23 protein-coding genes, 1 tRNA gene, 2 rRNA genes and 1 pseudogene are annotated in these 21,827 nt (G+C 57.8%); 19 read left to right on the forward strand and 8 right to left on the reverse strand.

The genetic code is table 11. The features are described 5' to 3' along the window. The first annotated feature begins 188 nt into the window (after positions 1-188). From QP165_RS00020 to QP165_RS00030, 3 genes are all read left to right on the forward strand, one after another. Positions 189-2,986, forward strand: a 23S ribosomal RNA gene (locus QP165_RS00020). A 188-nt stretch (positions 2,987-3,174) separates the two neighbouring features. Then, positions 3,175-3,289: ribosomal RNA gene (gene rrf, locus QP165_RS00025) — 5S ribosomal RNA — on the forward strand. An 87-nt stretch (positions 3,290-3,376) separates the two neighbouring features. After that, positions 3,377-3,453 (forward strand) — tRNA-Met (locus QP165_RS00030). Here the strand turns inward: QP165_RS00030 and QP165_RS19865 are convergent. After that, the gene (locus QP165_RS19865; RefSeq protein ID WP_443019343.1) at positions 3,410-5,122 is read right to left on the reverse strand and encodes a recombinase family protein; all 1,713 of its coding nucleotides are present in this window, start codon (positions 5,120-5,122) and stop codon (positions 3,410-3,412) included. The genes QP165_RS00030 and QP165_RS19865 overlap by 44 nt on opposite strands. Before the next feature lie 902 nt (positions 5,123-6,024). Here QP165_RS19865 and QP165_RS00040 point away from each other — a divergent pair. Then, entirely contained in the window at positions 6,025-6,714 is a 690-nt protein-coding gene (locus tag QP165_RS00040; protein WP_333992964.1) for a Crp/Fnr family transcriptional regulator, read from the forward strand. Positions 6,715-6,726: 12 nt separating this feature from the next. Here QP165_RS00040 and QP165_RS19870 read toward each other — a convergent pair whose 3' ends face one another. Next, positions 6,727-7,191 carry a GNAT family N-acetyltransferase gene (locus QP165_RS19870; protein ID WP_443019234.1) on the reverse strand — a complete coding sequence of 155 codons (465 nt, stop codon included), beginning with the start codon at positions 7,189-7,191 and terminating at the stop codon, positions 6,727-6,729. 200 nt (positions 7,192-7,391) lie between these two features. Here QP165_RS19870 and QP165_RS00045 point away from each other — a divergent pair, with 200 nt between their 5' ends. Further along, entirely contained in the window at positions 7,392-7,538 is a 147-nt protein-coding gene (locus QP165_RS00045) for a hypothetical protein (RefSeq protein WP_333992965.1), read from the forward strand. Positions 7,539-7,721: 183 nt separating this feature from the next. Here the strand turns inward: QP165_RS00045 and QP165_RS00050 are convergent, their stop codons facing one another. Beyond that, the gene (locus QP165_RS00050) at positions 7,722-8,204 is read right to left on the reverse strand and encodes a DUF4142 domain-containing protein (RefSeq protein ID WP_333992966.1); all 483 of its coding nucleotides are present in this window, start codon (positions 8,202-8,204) and stop codon (positions 7,722-7,724) included. A gap of 333 nt (positions 8,205-8,537) precedes the next feature. Here QP165_RS00050 and QP165_RS00055 point away from each other — a divergent pair, with 333 nt between their 5' ends. From QP165_RS00055 to QP165_RS00070, 4 genes and pseudogenes are all read left to right on the forward strand, one after another. After that, positions 8,538-9,014, forward strand: a complete 477-nt coding sequence (locus QP165_RS00055; protein ID WP_333992967.1) for a GAF domain-containing protein — start codon at positions 8,538-8,540, stop codon at positions 9,012-9,014. A 158-nt stretch (positions 9,015-9,172) separates the two neighbouring features. Continuing rightward, a complete protein-coding gene (locus tag QP165_RS00060) occupies positions 9,173-9,421 on the forward strand; it encodes a DUF6894 family protein (RefSeq protein WP_333992968.1) in 249 nt (82 codons plus the stop codon). 174 nt (positions 9,422-9,595) lie between these two features. Continuing rightward, positions 9,596-10,096: pseudogene (locus tag QP165_RS00065) on the forward strand (MucR family transcriptional regulator). 341 nt (positions 10,097-10,437) lie between these two features. Then, positions 10,438-10,650 (forward strand): hypothetical protein, encoded by a 213-nt coding sequence (locus QP165_RS00070; protein ID WP_333992969.1) that lies wholly within the window; start codon positions 10,438-10,440, stop codon positions 10,648-10,650. Positions 10,651-10,870: 220 nt separating this feature from the next. Here QP165_RS00070 and QP165_RS00075 read toward each other — a convergent pair whose 3' ends face one another. Continuing rightward, positions 10,871-11,293 (reverse strand): GNAT family N-acetyltransferase, encoded by a 423-nt coding sequence (locus tag QP165_RS00075; protein ID WP_333992971.1) that lies wholly within the window; start codon positions 11,291-11,293, stop codon positions 10,871-10,873. Positions 11,294-11,805: 512 nt separating this feature from the next. On the opposite strand from QP165_RS00075, the gene QP165_RS00080 reads away from it, so the two are divergent. The 7 genes from QP165_RS00080 to QP165_RS00110 all read left to right on the forward strand — a co-directional run bounded on the left by QP165_RS00080 (position 11,806) and on the right by QP165_RS00110 (position 16,350). Further along, complete coding sequence (locus QP165_RS00080; protein WP_333992973.1) at positions 11,806-12,162, forward strand: hypothetical protein; 357 nt, start codon at positions 11,806-11,808, stop codon at positions 12,160-12,162. A 173-nt stretch (positions 12,163-12,335) separates the two neighbouring features. Then, positions 12,336-12,893: a GDSL-type esterase/lipase family protein gene (locus tag QP165_RS00085; RefSeq protein ID WP_333992975.1), complete on the forward strand. Its 558-nt coding sequence runs from the start codon at positions 12,336-12,338 to the stop codon at positions 12,891-12,893. 81 nt (positions 12,894-12,974) lie between these two features. Beyond that, a complete protein-coding gene (locus tag QP165_RS00090) occupies positions 12,975-13,175 on the forward strand; it encodes a hypothetical protein (RefSeq protein ID WP_333992977.1) in 201 nt (66 codons plus the stop codon). A gap of 382 nt (positions 13,176-13,557) precedes the next feature. Next, positions 13,558-13,830, forward strand: coding sequence for a PadR family transcriptional regulator (locus QP165_RS00095; RefSeq protein ID WP_333992979.1), 273 nt, complete (start codon positions 13,558-13,560; stop codon positions 13,828-13,830). A 77-nt stretch (positions 13,831-13,907) separates the two neighbouring features. After that, a complete protein-coding gene (locus QP165_RS00100; RefSeq protein WP_333992981.1) occupies positions 13,908-14,465 on the forward strand; it encodes a hypothetical protein in 558 nt (185 codons plus the stop codon). Between the two features lie 188 nt (positions 14,466-14,653). After that, positions 14,654-15,046: a hypothetical protein gene (locus QP165_RS00105; protein ID WP_333992983.1), complete on the forward strand. Its 393-nt coding sequence runs from the start codon at positions 14,654-14,656 to the stop codon at positions 15,044-15,046. Between the two features lie 158 nt (positions 15,047-15,204). Next, positions 15,205-16,350 carry an alpha/beta hydrolase gene (locus tag QP165_RS00110; RefSeq protein ID WP_333992985.1) on the forward strand — a complete coding sequence of 382 codons (1,146 nt, stop codon included), beginning with the start codon at positions 15,205-15,207 and terminating at the stop codon, positions 16,348-16,350. Between the two features lie 444 nt (positions 16,351-16,794). Here the strand turns inward: QP165_RS00110 and QP165_RS00115 are convergent, their stop codons facing one another. From QP165_RS00115 to QP165_RS19880, 4 genes are read right to left on the reverse strand one after another with little or no spacing between them, the layout of a single operon-like run. After that, complete coding sequence (locus QP165_RS00115) at positions 16,795-17,259, reverse strand: nuclear transport factor 2 family protein (protein WP_056025067.1); 465 nt, start codon at positions 17,257-17,259, stop codon at positions 16,795-16,797. Positions 17,260-17,272: 13 nt separating this feature from the next. Continuing rightward, positions 17,273-17,683, reverse strand: coding sequence for a VOC family protein (locus QP165_RS00120; protein WP_056025071.1), 411 nt, complete (start codon positions 17,681-17,683; stop codon positions 17,273-17,275). Further along, a complete protein-coding gene (locus QP165_RS19875) occupies positions 17,680-17,952 on the reverse strand; it encodes a hypothetical protein (protein WP_443019235.1) in 273 nt (90 codons plus the stop codon). Before QP165_RS19875 ends, QP165_RS00120 begins: the two co-directional genes overlap by 4 nt. Next, the gene (locus tag QP165_RS19880; RefSeq protein ID WP_443019236.1) at positions 17,952-18,200 is read right to left on the reverse strand and encodes a hypothetical protein; all 249 of its coding nucleotides are present in this window, start codon (positions 18,198-18,200) and stop codon (positions 17,952-17,954) included. Before QP165_RS19880 ends, QP165_RS19875 begins: the two co-directional genes overlap by 1 nt. Positions 18,201-18,363: 163 nt before the next feature. On the opposite strand from QP165_RS19880, the gene QP165_RS00130 reads away from it, so the two are divergent. From QP165_RS00130 to QP165_RS00140, 3 genes are all read left to right on the forward strand, one after another. Continuing rightward, positions 18,364-19,257 carry a LysR family transcriptional regulator gene (locus QP165_RS00130; protein WP_333992990.1) on the forward strand — a complete coding sequence of 298 codons (894 nt, stop codon included), beginning with the start codon at positions 18,364-18,366 and terminating at the stop codon, positions 19,255-19,257. 307 nt (positions 19,258-19,564) lie between these two features. Then, the gene (locus QP165_RS00135; RefSeq protein ID WP_333992992.1) at positions 19,565-20,653 is read left to right on the forward strand and encodes an NAD(P)H-dependent flavin oxidoreductase; all 1,089 of its coding nucleotides are present in this window, start codon (positions 19,565-19,567) and stop codon (positions 20,651-20,653) included. A 357-nt stretch (positions 20,654-21,010) separates the two neighbouring features. After that, positions 21,011-21,472 (forward strand): VOC family protein, encoded by a 462-nt coding sequence (locus tag QP165_RS00140; protein WP_082441320.1) that lies wholly within the window; start codon positions 21,011-21,013, stop codon positions 21,470-21,472. Positions 21,473-21,827: the final 355 nt, after the last annotated feature.

The following is a 21,827-nucleotide window of genomic DNA, read 5'->3' on the forward strand; positions in this document are numbered from 1 at the left end:
TCGTGAAGCGCTTCGGCGTAGCGCGATCTGGACGGGCGGTTCGAAGCTCCAGATATCGACATCATCATAATATATAATCTGGCTGAGATTATAATCATCCGCACCTGACAAAAGCTAACGCGCACTGCTCTGCCGAGTTGGTGACCTCTTAGGAGGCACCCAGTGATGTCGTTGGTGGTGTGGACTCTCAAGCGTGAGGTAAGGGCAATTCGTGGATGCCTTGGCATGTACAGGCGATGAAGGACGTGGCACGCTGCGATAAGCGCGGGTGAGCTGTGAGCAAGCTTTGACCCCGCGATTTCCGAATGGGGAAACCCACCTATCCCGATTAATCCAATCGCTGCGGTAACGCAGAGTATTGGGTTAATTAGGTTAGGTATCACTTAGCTGAATAAAATAGGCTTCGTGAAGCGAACCCGGCGAACTGAAACATCTCAGTAGCTGGAGGAAAAGACATCAACCGAGATTCCGTTAGTAGTGGCGAGCGAACGCGGACCAGGCCAGTGCCGACAAGTGAATTAGCAGAAGCTTCTGGAAAGTAGCGCCATAGCGGGTGACAGCCCCGTATGCGAAAATGAAATTGTCGGACTCGAGTAGGGCGGAACACGTGAAATTCTGTCTGAACATGGGGGGACCACCCTCCAAGCCTAAATACTCGTACATGACCGATAGCGAACTAGTACCGTGAGGGAAAGGTGAAAAGCACCCCGATGAGGGGAGTGAAACAGTACCTGAAACGGATTGCCTACAAGCAGTTGGAGGGCTTTTATGGCCTGACAGCGTACCTCTTGCATAATGGGTCTGTGACTTAATGTATCAAGCAAGCTTAAGCCGATAGGTGTAGGCGCAGCGAAAGCGAGTCTGAATAGGGCGCCAGAGTTTGATGTATTAGACCCGAAACCCGGCGATCTAGGCATGACCAGGATGAAGGTGCAGTAACATGCACTGGAGGTCCGAACCGATTAACGTTGAAAAGTTACCGGATGAGTTGTGTTTAGGGGTGAAAGGCCAATCAAGCCGGGAAATAGCTGGTTCTCCGCGAAAACTATTGAGGTAGTGCCTCGCACGAACACCTTAGGGGGTAGAGCACTGGATGGGCTAGGGGGTCGCGAGATCTACCAAACCTAACCAAACTCCGAATACCTAAGAGTGATATGCGGGAGACAGACGGCGGGTGCTAAGGTCCGTCGTCAAAAGGGAAACAGCCCTGACCTACAGCTAAGGCCCCCAAATCGTATCTAAGTGGGAAAGCATGTGGGACTTCCAAAACAACCAGGAGGTTGGCTTAGAAGCAGCCATCCTTTAAAGAAAGCGTAACAGCTCACTGGTCTAAACAAGAGGTCCTGCGGCGAAGATGTAACGGGGCTCAAGATACGTGCCGAAGCTTAGGGTGTGCCACTTATGTGGTACGCGGTAGCGGAGCGTTCCGTAAGCCTGTGAAGCGATCTGGTAATGGGTCGTGGAGGTATCGGAAGTGCGAATGCAGACATGAGTAGCGATAAAGAGGGTGAGATGCCCTCTCGCCGAAAGACCAAGGGTTCCTGCGCAAGGCTAATCCGCGCAGGGTGAGCCGGCCCCTAAGACGAGCCCGAAGGGGGTAGTCGATGGGAACCACGTTAATATTCGTGGGCCTGGTGGTGTGTGACGGATCATGTGTGTTGTCTGCTCTTATCGGATTGAGCAGGCTTCGAAATGGTTCCAGGAAATAGCCCCACCGTATAGACCGTACCCGAAACCGACACAGGTGGTCAGGTAGAGTATACCAAGGCGCTTGAGAGAAGTGTCCTGAAGGAACTCGGCAAATTGCCTCCGTACCTTCGGAAGAAGGAGGCCCTCACTATGCGCAAGCACTTTGAGGGGGCACAGGCCAGGGGGTAGCGACTGTTTAGCAAAAACACAGGGCTCTGCTAAGTCGGCTTCAAGACGACGTATAGGGCCTGACGCCTGCCCGGTGCCTGAAGGTTAAGTGGAGGGGTGCAAGCTCTGAAATGAAGCCCAGGTAAACGGCGGCCGTAACTATAACGGTCCTAAGGTAGCGAAATTCCTTGTCGGGTAAGTTCCGACCTGCACGAATGGCGTAACGACTTCCCCACTGTCTCCAGGACATGCTCAGCGAAATTGAATTCTCCGTGAAGATGCGGAGTACCCGCGGTTAGACGGAAAGACCCCGTGCACCTTTACTGCAGCTTCAGAGTGGCATTAGGAAGAAACTGTGTAGCATAGGTGGGAGGCTTTGAAGCATCGGCGCCAGCTGATGTGGAGCCATAGGTGAAATACCACCCTGTTTGTTTCTGATGTCTAACCTCGTTCCGTAAGCCGGAACAGGGACCCTCTGTGGCGGGTAGTTTGACTGGGGCGGTCGCCTCCTAAAGAGTAACGGAGGCGCGCAATGGTGGGCTCAGGACGGTCGGAAACCGTCTGTTAGAGTGCAATGGCATAAGCCCGCCTGACTGCGAGACTGACAAGTCGAGCAGAGACGAAAGTCGGTCATAGTGATCCGGTGGTCCCTCGTGGAAGGGCCATCGCTCAACGGATAAAAGGTACGCCGGGGATAACAGGCTGATAACCCCCAAGAGCTCATATCGACGGGGTTGTTTGGCACCTCGATGTCGGCTCATCACATCCTGGGGCTGGAGCAGGTCCCAAGGGTTTGGCTGTTCGCCAATTAAAGTGGTACGTGAGCTGGGTTCAGAACGTCGCGAGACAGTTTGGTCCCTATCTGCCGTGGGCGTCGAAATTTGAGAGGAGTTGACCCTAGTACGAGAGGACCGGGTTGAACATACCTCTGGTGTACCAGTCGTTCTGCCAAGAGCGCAGCTGGGTAGCTATGTATGGACGGGATAACCGCTGAAAGCATCTAAGCGGGAAGCCTCCCTCGAGATAAGATTTCATAGAGCCGTCGGAGACCACGACGTTGATAGATCGGATGTAGAAGTGCGGTAACGCATGGAGCTAACCGATACTAATTGCTCTATTCGCGCTTGAGAGTCTCACACCATCAATGACAACACTGGGTTCGCCCGGCACGTCAGACGATAGTGCGGATGATTAAGACGACGCCAGATTGCCAATCCCCTCGCCGTCGAGGGATTGGTCGAACACACTACTCCCAAGCACGGTATCGATTTTAAAATCCAGATATTCACGCGCACGCATGTCGCACCGGCTCCATTGCCTGGTGGCTATAGCGTCGGTGTCCCACCCGATCCCATTCCGAACTCGGCCGTGAAACCCGACTGCGCCAATGGTACTATCGCTCAAGCGATGGAAGAGTAGGTCGTCGCCAGGCATTGAAGCCCGTGCGACATGCAAGCACACAATATCAAAACCCATTCACAACGTCTTCTACACACCCAACGTCCGCACTGCGGACCGTCGCGGGGTGGAGCAGCCCGGTAGCTCGTCAGGCTCATAACCTGAAGGTCACAGGTTCAAATCCTGTCCCCGCAACCATCTTGATTTGCAACGCCTCCCCGGAAACCCCCGCGGAGGCTTTCTGCGTTTCTGGACACACGCATAGCTCGAGCATTGATGCAAACTCGCCGCGAAGATAAATCGCAAGGACGCCGTTTTCCGGTTTCAACACCACGGTCTCGATCAGCGAACGGATGCGCTCGAACGCCTGTGAGCGGAGCGCATCATCCTCAAACGCATCGGTCAGCCGTCCGACCCTCTGGCGGTACGTGTTGCCAAGATCTGCATGTAGTAAGTTGGTAGGCGTCGGTAGCTTGAATGCGCGTTCCGCTTCGGCAAGCAACGTGCTTCGTCGCTCGGCCCACGCCCTCATTTCCGCAGTGAACATCGAGGCGTCTACACCCTTGAGAATGGCTGCCTTGGCGAGGGCGATCTGCCGGTCGATCTCCATCAATTCGAGATCGCGCTGCGGCTGACTGTCGGTCGCGCGTGCCTTCAGTCGCGCCGTCTCCATCGCATACTCCTCGAGCAATACCGCGAGCACCTCGTCACGCACCATCTCGTTCGCGAGACCGGATAGGATGCGGGCGTCGAGATCGTCCTGGCGGATGGTCAGGCGGTTCTCACAAAAGGCTGAGCCTTTCTCTGATGCCCCCTGACAGCCGAACCGCGTGCGACCAGATTTGGCATAGCTCGAACCGCATTCGGCGCAGGTCATCTTGCCGGATGTCAGATATTTCGGGCGCTGCTGTGCGAAGAAGGGCAGGGCAGGGACGGCGTCCCGGGCTTTCCTCGGGCCACGCCGCAGCGATTGTTGGCGGTCCTTGACGCTCTGCCATAACGTGTCGCTGACGCTGCGCAGGTCTGGTGCTGCGACCGTGGTAGCCTGCTGCTCTTCTGCATTCAGGAATGCATGTCGTTTACCGGTATCGGGATTCTTGCGGTACGTCTGGCGGGCGTAAGCGCGTCTACCGACATGAAGTTGGTTGTTGAGAATGCCAGTACCCCGCTCGGCGTTGCCGGTCAGCGTGTTGGGCGTCCATGCAGGTGGATTGCTCGAAGTTGCCCGATCACGTCGACCGCTGCGCGGGGGCGGTACGCCTTCCTCGGTAAGGCGGCGGACGATGCTGCCGGGCGATATGCCAGCAGCATAGTCTTCGAAGATCCGTACGACGATAGCGGCTTGCGCCGGCACGATCTGCTGCAAACCCCTGGTACGTTCGCCGTTCAGGTCGTAGGCGATACGTTTCTCATAGCCATATGCCGTGCCGCCGGGATTCTTTCCCATTGCGTGCCGCTTGATCAGAGCATCGCGAGTTTTCAAGCTGGTTGCGGCAATCTGTTCGGCGTTGATCGTCCCCATCATGCCGATTTGCAGCACTCCGACCTCGCCTTCCTTGCGTGTGACAAGGAGGATGCCGCGGAACTTCAGTCTTTCGTACAGCGAAGCAATGTCCGCCTGGCTTCGCGACACCCGGTCCATCGCATCTGCGAACACTACGTCAACGCCCCCGGTTTCTACCGCGGCGAGTAACGCCTGTAGCCCGGCCCGGTGGATTGTTGCGCCGGACTGCGCACCATCTGTGTAGCAGCCGACCTCGGTCCATTTTCGCTGTGCGAGTTCGCGACGGCACATCGTCAACTGCGTATCGATCGATAGCGGATCTTGGAGATCCGTCGAACAGCGTGCATACAGCAGCACGCGCATCAGCTTTCCTCAACCTCGTTTCGCTGAACGTTCCCGTCTACATCATAGCCTTCGGTTGTCCTGTTCAGAGTAGCTCGTCTTCGGAACTCGGCTCGTGCAAGATCGCGCGGCAGCAGCTTTGATAGCTCGATGGCCAAGCTGCTGGAGCAGCGGAGTGGGGGCGTCGGTTGCACATCACCTAAAAGCCGCCAGCAAGATTGGCCTTCCCGTCCTACCCCCCTGGAGAAGAAACTGTCGCTAACCCGTCGCGGAGATTAGTGAAAACTGGTGGAAAGCTGCCTGTCTGGTTTCGGGCGGCGGTCGGCGTAAGCGGACGTCCGTTCATCTATGGGGCAGGGACCGACAGGCCGTTTTTGAGGCGCAAACCCCCGTCCGCTTTCAGACAGTGTTCAGAGACAAATAGACGTTTGTTCATGCCGCGGTCGGGGCCTTGAACGCTCGCCTCACTGGAATACGAAGCGGTCGCGTTCGAGGGGGTAAGCAATAGAAGACTTTCAGTCGTAGGGAAGCAGATGCAGCTCTAAAGACATTCGTCAATTAACAGACCTGGAATTTAATTCGGCATGTAGCGCGTTGCTAAAATTGCGAGTTGCCGCTGCTAGCGACATATCAGGTGTCTACAACTAGCAATCAATCCCGTGACTCATTAAGCGATAGGCCATTCAGGTTTGAGCCAAATGTCGAGACGATAGAAAGGCGTTAATCGTACAATGCGAGACTGGAGAGCTTAATCTCTGGTACTGCATCGCTATATGGTCCATGCCATGCCCCAGAATGCGCGCAACCGGTCCTGCATTTTGCAGGAGGCAGCCTTGTCCAATTTATACAGCGTTGCGCTAGCGCCCATGATAGCGAAGCTACGATTACATACGGAAGTATCAGACGATGATCGGGATGCTATCTTGGCCTTTCCATACATCTTGCGCACTATTGATAAACGTCGCTCGCTTATGCGAAACGACAATGCGCCAGAATACTGCGCCATAATCCTCAAGGGCTTTGCATTCAGCCACAAAAGGACGCGCGACGGGCTCAGGCAGATTGTCTCATTTCATACGCCGGGCCAAATGCTCAATATTCAGCAGCTATTCCTGAAGTCGTTTGATCACGAAATTCAAGCCATGACAAAATGCGAGGTGGCCACGATACCCATAGCGGCGCTTCGACATCTCGCCTTAAGTCGGGTGTCCATCACCATGGCATTGGTCGCTCAGGCGATGGTGGAGTCGTCCATTTATCGACAGTGGATGCTAAACGTGGGGCGGCGCGATGCTCGTGCTCGCGTAGCGCATCTCCTGTGTGAGTTCGCCGTAAGACTAGGCGATGAGGGTATCGCTCCGGGGCGGGCTTATTATATCCCCATGACGCAGCAACAAATCGGGGACGCTGTTGGCTTAACTTCGATCCATGTGAACCGAGTTCTGAGGGCATTTATCAATGAGGGGGTATTGTTCAAAAAGGGAAGTGAGGTACGGTTCTTAAAATGGGAAAAGCTGCAGGACGTAGCCGGGTTCAATAGTCGATATTTGCATGTCGGAGATCCTGTCGAGGGCGTGGACTACAGCAATGATGCAGGACATCCGAGGCAGTAGATTGCCAAAGTATCAGCCTTTTCGCGATCGGAAAGTTAGGGCCATATTGCAACGATCGAGCCCCGGACCGTAACCATTCCGAACGATATCCGTCGTTTGAAATCCGAAGCGACGGTAAAAGTTAACCGTGTGTTGACTTGTATTCAATATGACTCGTGTCACTCCAACCTGTTGCTTAACGGCCTGCAACCGTGCATTTGTTAGCACGCGACCCAAACCGGATCTGTGGGAGCCGTTTTCGACCATTCCCCAGCAGAGGGAAGCCGTTTCACCATCCGCTTCGACAACTACTCCCCCGCAGCCAACTAGTTTGCCATCGCGTTCGATTACGAGATAGCCGCAGCTATCAGCACGCTCCTGCAAAAACTTTTCGTAGCCAAGGCGTTCCTCGGGGTCGAAGAACGCAGGCACGTTGCTGTCGAAAATCGCGAGGCAAGCGCCACGGTCAGTGACATCGAAGGGACGGGTGCTTGGCATAGGCTCCGGCGAACGATGAAGCGCTCGTTGTTTCCCGGCAAGCTTTGCCGTGGAATTTAAATGATTACGGTTTCGTGGGATGATGTCGAAAAAGCTTGCGCGTTCTTAAAGGCTTGGCCGTTGGCACGGTATAGGTGTCACCGTGTCACACGCAAATCTACTATCGACCGTGCCCACTGGGGACGTGATATGCTGGATCGATGAAAGACAAGACGGCGCGAGCAAAAGACGATCTCCGGGATCAGATTGAAGCGGCAATGGCACTTGCCGATGAGCTAGGCCTACCGCTGGTCGGTGCCCTGCTAGACAGCGCGCTCAGGGTTATGCCGGCGGACGTTCATTATTAAGCTAGGGTCAGAGCATCGAGTACCTGCCGGTCGGGGGGGTGAATGATAGCGGCCTTCACGTGGCTGGCAGTGTGTCCGATGGCGGTGTCGCCTTAATCAATATCTGTAGATGAGCCGGCTCGGGGTTTAACGATGGCGTAACGCCAGTGATCTCGACCCGTCGAAACGGGTCGAGATCCAAAGTCACATGGATGCAAGCATCTCGATGTGATGCTGGACAGTGGGCGCAATGGTCGATGCGACCTGCTTCAGCGCGGGAGCGGTACCGGATGCGGCAAAGCCTTGGTGTAGGGCGAGGGCCTGCTGGTGGGCCGTCTTCTGCTGCTTGATATAGAGCGCATCGCGGGCCGGTCCCTTGGACGCCTTAAGGGCAGCAATATTTTTACGTCCCATAGGGTCGAGCATCGGGGGCTTTGGCGTCAGGCCGGACTGGGTAGCCGCGCTTTTCACGTCTGCGGTGCTTTTGTTGTGGTCGCTTACCATCATCGTGGCGAACTGCTTCAGCTCGCTGTTCTTTGTCGTGGCCATAACGAGATTGCTCGATTGAATCTCGTACTGGTCAGACGCGCCAGCTTTCATGACATAGGTGGCAGGGGAAGGCGCGCTCTGCGCCGCTGCCAGTGTGGGGACAGCGATCAGTGCTGCTACTACTGCGAGCCGCTTCATTATTTTCTCCTGAGCATTGTATTTGTGTGAGATTAGAAGGGCTCAGCACGTCATCGCGTTCCCTTAGCAGCGGAGATGCAGGCCTGATCTTAATGTTGATTTATACGATTTCGGATGCTGCTATCGCCTATGGCTGACCCATTACGTCGTTGCGGGCATCGTAGCTCGACGTAATTTACGCGGAGGATGATGCGCCAGAACTGCATCTAATCTGCTGCTTAAGAGCCAAAATCATGCAAACTCGCATTAGGCGGAACGGCTACACACGCTTCAGACAGAACGGGGTTCGTCAGGGCCTTCACATGTGATTACAACTAAGTCGGGGGATCATATATGATCGACGAACCGACCGCAGACGCCGCACGCTTTGGCAACTATGACGAGATACGTCGCATCTTGGAGGAAGTGGCGGCGTTTAGTGGAATGGGATTTGTCGCGTTCGCGCGCGTGACGGAAACGCGCTGGATTGCGTGCCAGGTGTTCGACCAGATCGACGTAGGCATCTTGCCCGGGGACGAGCTGCGCATCTCGACGACAATCTGCAACTACATCCGTGAATCTGGTAATGCCGTCGTTATCGACGACGTGTCTGCTGATCCGAAATGGAACAGCCACCCGGCGCCCGCGCTCTATGGCTTTAAGAGCTATGTATCGCTGCCGATCGTTCTACCGGACGGTTCGTTTTATGGAACGCTGTGCGCGATCGATCCTCAGCCCCGGAAATTGACGCGAGCGGACATGGTTCCGTCGCTTAAGCAATTTGCGAACCGCATCGCGCGGATCGTGTCGCAGCGGCGCCCTACGTATTAGATCCAAACATGACGGATCATATCTACGTGGAAGCACCGCCGGACGTGGAGAGGCGCGGCATCCGACAAACCGCATGTTGATCCACGGCAGCACATCTTGTGTGAAAGCCGGCAACCTTAGGTCCCTGTGCCGGTTTGCGAGCCCAGAGGAACTTCACGATGGCACGATACTTCTTCAATACCGCGGACAACCGGCACGAGCCCGATAGTGAGGGCACGGAGTTGGCGGATCATGCAGCGGCGAGGAAGCATGCGATCATTTATGCTGGTCAAATTATGCACGGGGAACCCAATGCCTTATGGGACGGCAGGGATTTCGTCGTCGATGTGACGAACGATCAAGCTCTGATGCTTTTCAGGCTGACAGCTTATGTCACCAATGCGCCAGCTGGAGGGGATACTAAGTAAGCATTTCGCGTCGCAATCTTGCACGGGCATTCCCGGCAGCCGGTACGTCGTTCACGGTTAACTGGGCAGAACCAATTAGCTGTCGTTTCCCCAGTGAATGACTACTTCGCGTGCTACGTGATCTCGGCTTAGCAAAGTAAGTGACCAACTAAATACTACAGAATGGAGCATATAATGTCTGAGCAAACCAATGAGTTAAGTGTCATCGAACTCGCGACGGAGTTAACAGTTGCGTGGTTGAGCAATCCCAACACACGGGTGTCGGCTGATGAGGTACCCGCGTTTCTAAACAAAATGCGTGACTCAATTGCTGCCTTGGCGGGCAATGTGTAGCCGACGAGCACGACTGCCGACCAGGCTGCTGAATATGTGCCTGCGGTATCGGTAAGGAAGTCTCTTTCCGATCCTGACCACATCATAAGTCTGATCGATGGGAAGAAGTATAAGACGTTGCGCCGCCACCTGTCGACGCATGGCATGACGCCAGCAGAATATCGGGTGCGCTATGGCCTCAAGCCTGACTACCCGATCGTCTCGCCGAATTATTCGGAAAGCCGCCGCGCGATGGCGGTGCAAATCGGGCTGGGCCGCCAGTCGGGGAAAACGAAACCGAACAAAGCCGAGGCTGCGAAACGTGCACCTCGGAAGCGCAAGACTGACAACACAACAGAGTAATATTGAGTTTTCTGGCGACTATGTTGAATTTTTGGAAGTCGCCGCTTACCCTCCTAAGCGTCCTTTGTCTAAGGAGACGGTCATCTCCAGCGCCCGACTTTGGGCTACGCATTTAGCGAGATTAAGGTTTTGACGCAGCTATTGGTCAAGTCGCTCGTACCTGACGTGCCGGGGTGACCCAATATGCCCCAGCCGGCCCGCCGCGCGACTCACGTTGCTGAGGCGGGCCGTTAATCCTCTTCGAGCTTGAGCTGCTCTGATAATTGACGGGCAGAAGCGCGTGAAGCCCATGGTCTGTCCTCACCTAGTCTCGTCTTATCTGGACCTTGTACGTAGCTGTCATGATTGGAAAAATCATAGACACCGATGGAATGGAAATAGCTGTCAGCCTCAGTGCCGATGGCAAGCACGTCGAGATGACAACGAGATTTGGAAAACAAATTATGACGCCATCCGACGCCTTGGGTCTTGGCGATCTACTGGCGCACGCTGCCAGGGAGGCGCTGATAAACGACGCTGAGGATGTCATCGATCACAATACGCGATGGGTTTAGACGGGGCCATCGCGGCGATAGGGCAGCACTTGTAACGACGTCCCGGCCTGCCTGCTCGGTGTGGCTGTCCGCATGACCGTCTATTCCTTACAAGGACGGGGCGACTAGCAATACCGATCGTTCGGATCGCGCCACGGAGTTCTTCAACGCCTTGGCCGGCCCGCCTCGCGCTTGTTCCCCTTGTCGCTGAGGCGGGCCGTTATGAAACGGTTGAGCCACTTTAGTTCTCCGCGTCTGGCGGCCAGAGATCACGATGGAAAAACGTCTCGGGCTCGTTCAGCGGCCGCAGGCCGACGATCTGCCCAGCGGCCGACCAGCCAGTACCTTCAAGTAGTGACATGGCGGCGCGGTTGTATGCCCCCGTGGATATGAAAACTTGGCCGCTCAAGGAGGTGTTGAGGGCGTCGATCAGCGCCCTCGCGATACCACGGCGTCTGTAGTCGTCATCGACGACGAGCTTGTTGACGTAGTCCCGGCCCACGCATCCGCCATGCTGCCAAGCGACATAGCCAACCACAATACTATCGATCTCAGCCACCAACATGCGTTTTTCAACTATTTCGGCAATCCGATCGCCAGGAAAGGAGTCGAACTGCATCAAGCGCGATAGGTCGTAAGGTTCTGCGAGCCGAATGGTCGCCATGTGGTTCTCCCGATCCCTGCAGGTCTAGTCAGAACCTTTGCACTGCGTGGCTCGTTCGAATGCAAGAGGATTAACGCGCTGAAAAGGAAGCGCGGGGTACCAGCTTGCCGATGGGAACACGACTCGTAGACGCTTTGTACCCAGCTTGGCCCACTAAGGATGAGCGACAGGACATAAGGATTCCTGTCGCCTGGAATGCCACGATATCAGCGGACAAGTTTGACGAGCAACCTGTACGCATCACCGACTGCACGGCGCGGGGGTGCCGTATCGCAACTCGGCTCGCCGTTACCGTCGGGACATTTGTCCATGTCACGATCCCTCAATTCGCCGCGGTGCCAGGGTGGGTCGCCTGGAGCAGTCCCGAGGCAATAGGGATCGATTTTAGTCACCCACTGCCCAACCGGGTGCTTGAGTGCGTTATTGAGCGTAATGCGCCGTTCTGAAGGGTATCTCTTGGAAAAGCTGTAGGTCGGCACAACGTCCGATGTAGCAGTTAGACGAGGACTCAGATGGTCAGCTTTTTCATTGCAATGGCTCTCGCCACGTCACCCGTTGCGCCGCTTGGCAAAGAGACGGTTATAACCAATGCCGGCGGGGGCACTTTACGAGAGTGGCAGGCTGGTCCCGCGCGAAGCGGAATCGTGTACGTGCGCGATCGACGCGAACAGTGGTATCAGGTGACCCTCACTGACCCCTGCACGACCGATACCGCGCTCGACACGTTAACGTACACTACGGACGTCAACGGCACATTTGATCGCTTCTCGCGCATCAACGTCGCACGCTATCCGAACAGGATTTGCGGGATAAGCAGCATCAAAACGAGCCTCGCGCCAGAAGGTAAAGTGGGTCTTCGCAAACGCTGAGCGGATAAGCGCTAGCTAGGAATTACAAAACGGCCTGCGAGCAGCGCGGTGAAGCACTTTTTCGGTCTCACCTTTGAGCAGTCGTCGTCTGATTGCCTGACAGACGCCTCAGGGGCTTCGCCCTCGGTGCCCATCTTACATTCCGTCAACGACGTTCTATTTCGCGACGTTCAATGATAGAACCACCGCTTATTCTCGCTATCGGGGACAGTCTGGTTGCAGGCTACGGCCTCCACGCTTCCGATAGCTTCCCCGCGCAACTTCAAGCGTCGTTGCAGCATCAATACTCCGGCGTCTCGGTGATCAACGCTGGTGTTACGGGCGACACGACTGCTGACGTCGTGCGACGTTTACCGCGGCTCGTGTCCAGCCTCGATCGTCGTCCAAAACTGGCGATCGTTCAGGTAGGGCCGAACGATGTGCTGAGACAGGTGCAGGCGGCTCGTACCCGTGCGCAACTCGAGCAGATTGTGCTGAGCCTGTGCAACTGCGGAATCCCTGTGTTGCTGACGACCGTCGAGCCGCCGGCGTTCATACGTGACCGTGCCGCCGCTTACCTTGGCATCCATGAGGAGCTGGCCGTAGAACACGGCGCGACCGTTTGGCCGTTCTTCCCGCCGGGCGTGCTGGGTCATTCTGACATGGTGCTGGCAGATCGGGTACATCCGAACGCAAAGGCGATCAGCGCGGTGGTGGCGGCGATGCGGCTGATTGTGGAGCGAATGTTGTAGCGTCGCGTACGCGCCTCCAAGTCTGGTTGCGTTCCCCATATGTTCCGATATGGTCGACGACTGGAACACGCAACTGAGTCGATGCGCAACGGCGTACAGCCCTTCAGCCAGACCCATAACCTGATCGCTGAAATCCTGCCCGACATCCGCCCGTGCGAAATGCAGACCATCTATTTCCAAGCGATGGAGGATGGCCCTGAGTCCTTGTTGGCATCGATCGAGGCAGAGTTCGCGCGCCGTGGCCTATCGCCGTACGCGACCTACTCGACCGACTACTTTTGATGGGTGGCGCGATCACCGCCGAGCGGATCGTCTTGCTTATATAAGTCTGGCCGGAAGCCGGAGGGCAGGGCGTGTTTCGCCAGCTATCGATAATCCATTAGGTGCTTCCCTGTCCCAATTTCGGCAGTTTGTTCTTTTCGCTTCATGATGGCAGACCGCGATCAAGTTCAGCCATTTGAACGGATCAAATTGGTCGATCCACGTCGTTACCGCATCGCTCATAGTTTGGCGCTGTGCGACATGCGCGTTCGCTGACCGCCAGCAGGCAGGCACCACTGTCGGAACAGCGGATAGCGGGTCCATACTGCAGCTCGGCAGTTGACAGATAACTCTACTTAGGTTGAGTAGGAGCATGGGCCGTAATCGTCGACCATCGAAGCAAATGCTGATCTTGTTGGAAGCGCTGGCGGCGCATACGCAGCAGTGGCGCCACGGCTACGATCTGATGAAAGAAACGGGGCTTCTGTCTGGAACGCTGTACCCGCTACTGATCCGCATGACCGACCAGGGGCTTGTCGAGGCCGAGTGGCGCGAACCGGAACACCCTGGCCGTCCTGCTCGACATGCGTACCGTTTGACGAACGCTGGAGTGGCATTTGCGCGGACGGCAACATCCGCCGGCCCAATGACCTTCACCAAGGCCGCGTTCGCATGAAAGTAGCTGTGTCGCGGGCTTTGCTGGCATTGGCCAGTCGGTCTCTCGGCTCGGATCGCCGAACGTGGGCGATGGCCATGGAAGCGGAGTTCGAAGCCGCGGTGGAGGATCGGCGTCCATTCCTGTTCGCCCTCGGCTGCCTATTCGCAGCATGGCGCGAAATCGGGAAGCACAGCGAAGGGCGACTAATCGTCGCGACCTACGCGCTCGCCTTGGGAGTACTCACCCCGATGGCAGCTATGCAGTTCCGGCAGGCGGTCGGCTTCCTGTCCTCGGCGGACGGTCCGCCTTTCGGCAACCCAAGCGCCAGCGACGGGCCGAACCTCTATTTGATCTGGTCCCAGAACAGCGCGATCCCGGTCTTGCTGATCACGTGGCTTCTGCTCGGCATGGCGCACCTATTTCTTGCATGGATGCTCGTGGAGGGGGACTGGCCGCGCATCGTGAAGTGCGGCACGCTGATTGGAGCGGCAATGATCACGCTGTCGTTATTCATGGGCGTATTGATGCTCGATTTGTCGTCCTTGAGGGCGCAAGTCGCGGAGCTGGCGATCGAATTTGTGGCGGTGGTATCTATTTCGCGGTGGCACGCGCGAGTTCTTGCAGACGCCTCGCGCGATTTGCTTGCTCGGTAGCTTGTAGGAACCCTTCAACAGCCCACGCGACTGGCTGGGCCTCTGCAGACCTACTTGACTCTTAAATCTACATATGTTGTTGTGCGTCTAGCACCAGCGCCGTGAGGCTCAAAGCGGGGGCGACGAAACGCCGAGGCCGTGTGCGGGCCGAGAGGAAAGAGCGTCCGACACGCAAAGGGGAAGCGAAGATGAGACGTGTAATTGGCATAGGTGTCGTTGCAACCGGCACTGTCTTGCTTGTTGCTTTATTTCTTTATCTTCGTAAGCCTGTTGTTGATGCCAGCGCGAACGGCTTGTTCGCAAACGACTTCTGCGGTACGATAAAGCTCGCCGACGGCGAGATGCTGCTGAACGATCGACAAACCATATCATACATTGTCGGTAGAGATGCAGAAGGGCCGTACATCTTGCCACGCTTTGACGTCGGCGCCGTATCCGATCAAGGGCTCGACGTCGACGGAACGCGCTCGGTGCGCAAGCTGCGGCTCGACAGGCTACCTTCAGCGACAAAGCTTACGCTTCATGAGGGTTTGACACCCTATGTATTTAAAAGGCTGGCGTCTGTTAATTCGCATGAATGATCTGATCCCAACCAACATAGTCTGACTCATAAGTCTACATATGTTCCTATAGCGCGCACCGAGGGCTGCCGAATGCCACCAGCGGTAGTTCGGCAGCGAACGGTGGAAAGACTTCGGCATGGCATACCGGCCGTGCTGCACAGTGAGGAGGTGGAGCAATGATGAAAGCCATGACTGATCTGTCTTGGGGGACCCCCATACGGCTATTAACAGCCCTGCTTTTGCTTCCCGCGACAGGTATCGCGGGCGGCATAGACGCGCAGTCACAGGCAGCTGTCGGCAAACCTTCGCCGAACCGCCTTGGCTTGGCTGTGCCCGGGCCGATGGCCACCGATGTTCGCATTTCATCCGAACCGGACGTTGTTCTGGCGGGAACGCTGTACCTCCCGGCAGGCCACGGGAAAGGTCCTTATCCCTTGGCCGTGATGATCCAGGGGAATGGACCCAATAAACGTGGCGGCTTCTCCGAGCTAATCAAGCGACTGTCGGCCGACGGTATAGCTGCTCTCGAATATGACAAGCGCGGGGTCGGGCAGTCGACCGGGGCCTATGAGGAGGATCTCGAGCGGCTGACCGCAGACGCTGCCGCCGCTGTTGCGGCGATGCGCCATCGCTCAGATATCGCTGGCAGCCGCATTGCGTTGGTCGGCCATAGCGGGGGCGGTGTAATTGCGCCCGCGGCGGCGGCTGCCGATCCAAACATTGCGGCCGTGGTGACGCTGGCGGGCAATGTTGGCGACGGTCTGCCTTACGTCAGGAAGGGGCTTTACAGGCAGATGATGAAGATGGTTGTCGGCGGCCGTGACACCCTCGTCGGCCCGGCGGCGGATGCGGCTATGACTTTGCTCCAGGCTCGCGTGGACAGCAGAGATGCGACAACGATCTCACGCCTTCGCGCAAACGCTGTCGACCGGTTCGAGGCAGCGGGGTTCCCGCGGGCGCAGGCGGAACAAGCGCTCACGATGATCGACGTTCCAGACGCCTGGAAAGGTAGCAAATTACGCTCGGCCTGGGATCTCAAGGCCCTGCATATACCCGTTCTAGCGGTCTACGGGACCAAGGATACGGTGGTGGATGACGCACCTGCGGCACGTGCCGCTTTGGCGAGCAACCACCTCGCTCGAGTTGTGATGCTGGACGGACTTGAGCACTCGTTCCAGGAAGGCGCAGTCACAGGCGCGCCGGATGAGGCGTCGAAGTTAGGCCCGTACCTCGGATCACCTCGCCTTGTGGCAGTCGTTGGCGACTGGCTTCGAGATGCGCTGTCGTCGAAAAGTCCCAGGGGGATGGGAAAAGCGCGCTAACGCGCACCTTCTCGCCGCTCGACGACTAATCGCCTGCTGCTTCTGGGCGCCGGTTCTCAGCCTTTTAAGGGCGCTTGACGGCGCTAAATCGCCATCCGCTCCACACGAACGATCATCGGCTATTGTGCCTATTCTGACTCGAAGAGCAGCCGGTTTGCTTTCCTATCCCATTACGACATTCGCGAGCGGATAACCGGGTGTTAAAATCGGTCATTCGTAAAGATGAACCAGCGTCGGAAGTTGGGAAGCGACGGAGGACGCATTAGCGTCCGTTTGTGGGTCCTCCCAGCAACTGAGCGGTCGATGACAGCATTATTCAGCGTCAGCGGCTTCCTGACAGGCGCCGCCTTCCAGTTTTCTGTCGGCCTCTCAGCGTCGGGAACCCACCCACACTCTGGCCGACGGCGCATCAACCAAGACCGGTAGGAAAACAACGGCTTGAAGCTACAGCCCAAGTTCCTCCAGCCCCGGATGATCCTCGGGCCGTGGCCCGAGCGGCCAGTGGAACAGTCGCCCCTTTTCGGAAATCGGAACGTCGTTAATGCTCGCCATCCGGCGCGCCATCAGGCCATCGAGCGTGAATTTCCAATTCTCATTGCCGTAGGAGCGATGCCACGCGCCGGCATCGTCATGCCACTCATAGGCGAAGCGCACGGCAATTCGATCGCCGTCATGCGCCCACAGGCCCTTGATAAGCCGATACTCGTGCTCGCGACGCCACTTTGCGGTTAGGAAGGTGACGATAGAATCCCGCCCCCGAAGGAAATCAGACCGGTTTCGCCACTGGCTGTCCTCGGTATAGGCGAGCGCGACCCGCGCTGGATCGCGGCTGTTCCAGCCGTCCTCGGCGGCGCGGACCTTTAGCGACGCAGTCTCATGGGTGAAGGGAGGGAGGGGCAGTCGTGGCATCGAACGGATCCTTTCAGTCAAAGGGCGTGGCAAACTCCAGACGGATCCCGCCCGGAATGAGGATCAGGAAGTGGCGCGCCGTTGATCCGGGACGGATGGCGCCCGGCGCTGCGTCGACCACGACTTCTGGATGCGCCGTCACGGCGGCCCACGCCGCTGCCAGTGCAGCATCGTCGGCGACCGAGAGCGAGAGATGATGGAGACCGATATTGGCGCGCCGGTCAAAGGCGCGGGCCGTCACGGGGTCGGCCGCGCGCCACAAGGTCAGCAGGATTGTGCCGTCCGATACGAAGATAGCAGGATAGTCGGGCACGCCGCCTACTTCATCGAATCCGAGCGTGTCGCAGAAGAAGGCGCGTGCCTGATCGAGGTTGGGCACGGTTAGCCCGACATGGTGGACGCCGCGTGTGAGTTTGCTGGTCATGATGCTGCCCGTTCAAGTTGAGCGATGTGGGCTCGAAGCACCGCAATCTCGTCAATGAGCGGCTGGGAAGTGCGGCGCACTTCCGCCTCGGTGAAACGCGGCGTGATATGCTGCGGGCAGTTCCAGTCGAACCCGACGACATCGATCAGAAAGCCACGCTCCGGCTCGGCCGCGTAGCCGGACGGCATGAGCGCTGCGATGACGGCGGGGTCTTTGCTCACGTGGGCATGGCCGATGATCTTGAGGCGCCGGCGGTTCGGATAGTCCATTAAGAACAGCGCAACCCGGTCGTCGGCCGCAATATGCGCGACGGAGAGATATTGTCGGTTGCCGCGAAAGTCGGCGAACCCGAAACAATTGCCCCGAGGTGTCGGACGAAGCCGGTTGCCCCGCCGCGATGCTGGACATAGGGCCAGCCATTTTCGGACGTGCTCGCCAGGTAAAAGCTGTCGCGGGCGGCGATGAACGCAAGTTCTTTGGCCGTAATCCGGTCGACCGTCTCCGCGCCGGCTTCCATGCGTGCGTAGGACGCTCGCGACCCCGCTGCTTCTTGCAGCGCGCGAGCGCGTGGTCCGAAAAGGGTGTGGAGATATGCCTGCGCCATGGCCACGAGGATGGCGAGTTGCCCGCGATGTGATAATTCGCAATTACTGATACGGACTATTGCGATACGGGGAATAATGGACCGCTTCGAGAGCCTTTCCGTCTTTGTCGCGGTGGCAGAGCAGCGCGGCTTCGCGGCTGCGGCGCGCGTCCTCAATCTGTCGCCTCCTGCCGTGACCCGTGCGGTCGCGGCGCTGGAGCGGCATCTGGGCGTGACGCTGTTCCACCGCTCGACGCGAGCGGTGTCCCTGACGGACGACGGGGCAAGCCTGCTCGATCGGGCGCGGCGCATACTCGCGGACATTCGCGAGGCGGAGCAGATCGCCATGGGCGGTCGCTCGGTTCCCCGGGGGCAGCTCTACGTAACTGCGCCGGTCATATTCGGGCGGCTGCATGTGTTGCCGGTCATCAGCGCGCTGCTGGCCAGCCACACCGGCCTCAACGCGCGCATGATGCTGCTCGATCGTAATGTCCGCATCGTCGAGGAGGGTGTCGATGTGGCGGTGCGGATCGGGACGCTGGCGGACAGCACGCTGCGCACCGTGACGATCGGTTCGGTCCGTCAGACCATCGTGGCAAGCCCGGGCTATCTTGCCGAACATGGCTTGCCCATCGATCATGGCGACCTGGCCCAGCATCGGTGTATCATGGGTAGCGGTGTGCGCGCCGGCACCCGATGGTCGTTTGGCGCGCGCGGCGAGAGGCTGTTGGAAATCGTCCCCCGCCTGACCGTCAACGGCATCGATGCGATCCTCGCTGCTGCGGAAGCAGGCGTTCGCCTTGCCAATGTACTGAGTTACCAGTCGGCCGCGCATATCGCGAGCGGGCGACTCATTGAGGTTTTGGCCGATCATGCTCCGTCCGCCATGCCGGTAAGCCTGCTCTATGATCCCGGTCGAGCCGCTATGCCCGCGGTCAGGGTGTTCATCGATGCGATGCGGGAACAGGGGCGGCGGGGCGTGTGGTCCTGACCGGGACCGCCGGACAAGCTATTTCGCGGCGAAGGCTCGGCAGATTTCCATTTCAGCATTCCTCCCGGTGAAGGCTCAAACGCAGGCCGGCGGCGTTCCGGCGGCGTTCGCCCATTGATCGCGGCGTCGCCGGCGCCTGAACGAACTGCAAATGTGTGGATGGGCGAGAGCGGTGCGGCAATGTCGCTTTCTGGGTCGGAGCGGTTGAAGGGCAGACGATCCGCACCTAGCCCACCTGGCGCCATTCACTTAATGCGCTGGCGTAGTCATAAGCGGACAATTGTTCATAACCGGATCCGGCGTAGGTATGTCTCTCATCGATCGGTTTGAACTCTCGGTGCCCTTGATCCAGGCGCCGATGGCAGGCGTCGCCACACCTTCGCTGGCGGCAGCGGTATCCGAGGCGGGAGCCTTGGGATCGATCGGAGTAGGCGCGACCGACGCCGCCGGCGCACGGGCGATGATCGAGGAGGTGCGCAGCAGCACGACCCGCGCGTTCAACGTCAACGTCTTCGTCCACGCTGGCCCAAAGGCCGATCTGTCGCGGGAAGCGCAACGGCTGGATTGGCTTGCCCCGCTGTTCGCCGAGTACGGCGCACAACCCCCGACGGCACTCATGACCATCTACAAGAGCTTCGCAGATGATCCCGACATGGTGGCGGTACTGCTCGACCTCGCGCCGCCAGTGGTTAGCTTCCACTTCGGGTTGCCGTCCGCCGACGTGCTCTCGGCGTTGCGAGCGCGTGGTATCTATCTCATGGCGACCGCAACCAGCCTCAACGAAGCACACGCGATCGAGGCCGCCGGGATCGATGCGGTGGTCGCACAAGGGATCGAGGCTGGCGGGCATCGGGGTGTCTTCGACCCCATCGCGCCTGACGACGCGCTCGGCGTATTCGCGCTGACCCGGCTCCTGGTGCGCAAGAACAACCTACCAATCATCGCTGCTGGCGGGATAATGGACGGCGCCGGCATCGCCGCGGCGCTCGACCTGGGCGCATCGGCAGCGCAACTGGGAACTGCCTTTGTCGCATGCCCGGAGTCGGCCGCAGACGATGCATACCGGGCGGCCCTCACCGGTGAGGGCGCTTACCACACCGTCCTCACTTCGCTAATTTCTGGTCGACCCGCGCGTGCGCTGGCCAACCGGTTCACGGCTCTGAGTCAGTCGGTTGATGAACGCCGACCGCCTGATTATCCTATCGCCTATGATGCAGGAAAGGCCTTGCACGCGGCTGCCAAGGCGCAAGGCGAGCACGGTTTCGGAGCGCAATGGGCGGGGCAAGGTGCGCCGCTTTCTCGTGCCATGCCGGCAGCAGCCTTGGTCAGGGTGCTGCGAGAGGAATTTGAATTGCGACGGATTAGAGGCTCGGTTGAGCGTTGCGACGTTCCTTGATCGGACTGGCCGTTTCCCCACTAGAAGCCGTATAAGCAGACCTTTCAGCGTACTGAAAGCCTCAAGTCATGATGAACCAGCGCCCGAAGTTAAGAAGCAAGGTAAGGGGCGCGGGCGTCCTTTTGTTGGTCTCCGCGGCCGCTGGTCGCCTGATCGCTGCATGATCACGCTCGTCTGCTCCCAAGGTCTTTCGCATCCTGGAACTCGCTGCTTTAAAAGGCTCAAAGCCTTTCCGTTTCTCCGTGTCCACCAGCCCATGTTGGGAAAGTGTATGCGGGAAAGGGTTTAGGGAAAGCGGTTTACGATGGTGAACGGTCGCGTGGTAAGCACGGGCGGCATACCAGTGAGAGGGCAGTAATGACGGACGCCACAAACGTAATTGCCGTGGACCACACAGGCTTCGCTGTGTCTTCTTTGGACGAAGCCGTTCGGTTCTGGACGGGAGCGCTCGGTTTCACACTTGAGCGGCAATCGGAGATGGGGGGCGACTTCCTGCATCAGGTGACAGGTGTCGATGATCCGAAAGTGAGAACGGCAATCGTCAAGGCACAAGACGGCTACGTGGTCGAACTGTTGGAATATTCAAACGGGCTCCAGAACGGGACGGTGCCCAGCGGCGCGGGATCGATCGGAGCGGCCCACCTGGCTCTGACCGTAAAGGACATTCATGTCGCCATTGCCCGTGTCGAGGCAGCAGGATGGAAGGCGAAAGGTAATCCGCTGCCGATCCCAGGTGGTCCACGGAAGGGAACGTTGGTGGCCTACGTTTCAGGCCCCGATCATATCACGATAGAGCTTATGCAGCCGACAGCCCGTTAATGGGCCGGCAAAAGCTTTGCCGCCTCATCATCCTTTGAAAGCTGGCGAGTCAGCGTGCAGGGCCGAGGCTCAGCACCTTCTCTGCTGCAATACTGAATGGATGGCAGAAGTTGGGGAGCCAGAAAGAGGCCGCGAATGACCGCAAGTGGGTCAAAACGAAGCTTCGATACTAACGTATCGGCAACAAGGTTCTCAAACGCTTTGAAAAGCTCATTCTACTCTAAAATGAAGATAGCGATAGACCAAAGCCGGCGGGGAAGCAGATAAGTAAAGATAGGGGGGCAATTTAGGCGCAGTGGTTGCGAAATATTCATGATATGGTGAAGCTGGGACGAAAGATTGCGTTCAAAGTCAA

This window comes from Sphingomonas sp. 22R3R2A-7, from assembly GCF_036856055.1.
GTDB lineage: Bacteria > Pseudomonadota > Alphaproteobacteria > Sphingomonadales > Sphingomonadaceae > Sphingomonas.

Excerpts from the sequence above, each read along its gene's own strand:
- QP165_RS19870 (WP_443019234.1), bottom strand. The coding sequence starts at position 7,191 with ATGCCAAGCACCCGTCCCTTCGATGTCACTGACCGTGGCGCTTGCCTC.
- QP165_RS00105 (WP_333992983.1), top strand. The coding sequence starts at position 14,654 with ATGAGACGTGTAATTGGCATAGGTGTCGTTGCAACCGGCACTGTCTTG.
- QP165_RS00110 (WP_333992985.1), top strand. The coding sequence starts at position 15,205 with ATGATGAAAGCCATGACTGATCTGTCTTGGGGGACCCCCATACGGCTA.
- QP165_RS00115 (WP_056025067.1), bottom strand. The coding sequence starts at position 17,259 with ATGCCACGACTGCCCCTCCCTCCCTTCACCCATGAGACTGCGTCGCTA.
- QP165_RS00120 (WP_056025071.1), bottom strand. The coding sequence starts at position 17,683 with ATGACCAGCAAACTCACACGCGGCGTCCACCATGTCGGGCTAACCGTG.
- QP165_RS19880 (WP_443019236.1), bottom strand. The coding sequence starts at position 18,200 with ATGGAAGCCGGCGCGGAGACGGTCGACCGGATTACGGCCAAAGAACTT.
- QP165_RS19875 (WP_443019235.1), bottom strand. The coding sequence starts at position 17,952 with ATGGACTATCCGAACCGCCGGCGCCTCAAGATCATCGGCCATGCCCAC.
- QP165_RS00095 (WP_333992979.1), top strand. The coding sequence starts at position 13,558 with ATGCTGATCTTGTTGGAAGCGCTGGCGGCGCATACGCAGCAGTGGCGC.
- QP165_RS00050 (WP_333992966.1), bottom strand. The coding sequence starts at position 8,204 with ATGAAGCGGCTCGCAGTAGTAGCAGCACTGATCGCTGTCCCCACACTG.
- QP165_RS00130 (WP_333992990.1), top strand. The coding sequence starts at position 18,364 with ATGGACCGCTTCGAGAGCCTTTCCGTCTTTGTCGCGGTGGCAGAGCAG.
- QP165_RS00080 (WP_333992973.1), top strand. The coding sequence starts at position 11,806 with ATGGTCAGCTTTTTCATTGCAATGGCTCTCGCCACGTCACCCGTTGCG.
- QP165_RS00140 (WP_082441320.1), top strand. The coding sequence starts at position 21,011 with ATGACGGACGCCACAAACGTAATTGCCGTGGACCACACAGGCTTCGCT.
- QP165_RS00075 (WP_333992971.1), bottom strand. The coding sequence starts at position 11,293 with ATGGCGACCATTCGGCTCGCAGAACCTTACGACCTATCGCGCTTGATG.
- QP165_RS00090 (WP_333992977.1), top strand. The coding sequence starts at position 12,975 with ATGCGCAACGGCGTACAGCCCTTCAGCCAGACCCATAACCTGATCGCT.
- QP165_RS00100 (WP_333992981.1), top strand. The coding sequence starts at position 13,908 with ATGGAAGCGGAGTTCGAAGCCGCGGTGGAGGATCGGCGTCCATTCCTG.
- QP165_RS00135 (WP_333992992.1), top strand. The coding sequence starts at position 19,565 with ATGTCTCTCATCGATCGGTTTGAACTCTCGGTGCCCTTGATCCAGGCG.
- QP165_RS00055 (WP_333992967.1), top strand. The coding sequence starts at position 8,538 with ATGATCGACGAACCGACCGCAGACGCCGCACGCTTTGGCAACTATGAC.
- QP165_RS19865 (WP_443019343.1), bottom strand. The coding sequence starts at position 5,122 with ATGCGCGTGCTGCTGTATGCACGCTGTTCGACGGATCTCCAAGATCCG.
- QP165_RS00070 (WP_333992969.1), top strand. The coding sequence starts at position 10,438 with ATGATTGGAAAAATCATAGACACCGATGGAATGGAAATAGCTGTCAGC.
- QP165_RS00060 (WP_333992968.1), top strand. The coding sequence starts at position 9,173 with ATGGCACGATACTTCTTCAATACCGCGGACAACCGGCACGAGCCCGAT.
- QP165_RS00085 (WP_333992975.1), top strand. The coding sequence starts at position 12,336 with ATGATAGAACCACCGCTTATTCTCGCTATCGGGGACAGTCTGGTTGCA.
- QP165_RS00045 (WP_333992965.1), top strand. The coding sequence starts at position 7,392 with ATGAAAGACAAGACGGCGCGAGCAAAAGACGATCTCCGGGATCAGATT.